This window comes from Stutzerimonas stutzeri (assembly GCF_024448695.1).
GTDB lineage: Bacteria > Pseudomonadota > Gammaproteobacteria > Pseudomonadales > Pseudomonadaceae > Stutzerimonas > Stutzerimonas stutzeri_T.
Genome location: NZ_JAMOHY010000059.1, coordinates 1 through 958, shown reverse-complemented (window position 1 = coordinate 958; position 958 = coordinate 1). Strand labels below are relative to the sequence as shown.

The 958-nt window shown below is 61.6% G+C and carries 2 protein-coding genes; both read right to left on the bottom strand.

Going from position 1 to position 958, the window contains the following annotated elements; all coding sequences use genetic code 11:
* Positions 1-190: 190 nt before the first annotated feature.
* A complete protein-coding gene (locus tag NAV32_RS17575; protein ID WP_256054063.1) occupies positions 191-775 on the bottom strand; it encodes a cysteine dioxygenase in 585 nt (194 codons plus the stop codon).
* Positions 772-958, bottom strand: a 187-nt coding sequence (locus tag NAV32_RS17570; RefSeq protein ID WP_256054062.1) for a hypothetical protein, incomplete at its 5' end; no start/stop codon positions are given. The genes NAV32_RS17575 and NAV32_RS17570, both read right to left, overlap by 4 nt.

Genomic DNA, 958 nt, shown 5'->3' with positions numbered 1-958 from the left:
GCGCATGATCGACGCCTTTCCTGATCAGTGGTGCGGCGAATACAGCCTGCCTGCTTGTGCAAAGTCAACAGGAGCAAGGGCAGATCGCCCGGACACGCGCGAGTGAATACGGCCAGCTGCGCCGACTCGTCCGCTAGCAGGGCGCGCACTTCGAGCAGGTCGACCAGTGGGCGCGGCTTGGCTTGGCTGGTCAGCTCCAGATATCGGGTGGCGAGGCGTTGCTATAGCCGGAGATAAAAGGCTTCTCGCAACCATCGGCGAGGTAGACAGCACGCTTCACGGCGCCGATGTCGCCGCCGTAGACATGAATGCTGATCGAGACACGGTCCTCGAAGGCATTGCTGACCTGGTGGATATCGCCGATTCGGGGCGACACGCATTCCACGTCGCCACGCTCGAGCCGCAGCGGTTCACCCTGGGGTAGAAGGGTGCCATCAGGCTGGCGCTCGAAGCGTTGGCCTAGCTCGGCGCCGCGCAACATGCCGATCATTCCCCAGACGCGGTGATCGTGTACCGGAGTTCGTTGCCCCGGTCCCCAGACGAAACTGACGACGGAGAACCGCTGCTGCGGGTCGACGTGCAACAGGTACTGCAGATAATGATCCGGATGTGGCTCAGCGAACTGCTCGGGTAGCCAGTCATCGTGTTCGACGAGTTGCTTCAGCAGCCCCTGGCCCTTGTCGAGAATGACCGACTCTTCCGTCTGGCGTTCCAGCAGAGCAGTCAGCTCGATGACGAACCGGCGCAGTCGGTCCAGGCGTAATGGCGTATTCATAGGGGTCCCTCCGGGTGGTTGTATTCCGGCGCGCTTGAGGCAAGGCGCAGGGGTAGGTCATTGTTAGGGGTCCGTTCAAGGCGTATGGCGATGAACTTCGAGGTTGGCGTATGGCTTCCTTCACCATAACTTTCCAGGGGCACCAGAGGATTGGTTTCCGGGTAATAGGCGGCCGCCTGGCCC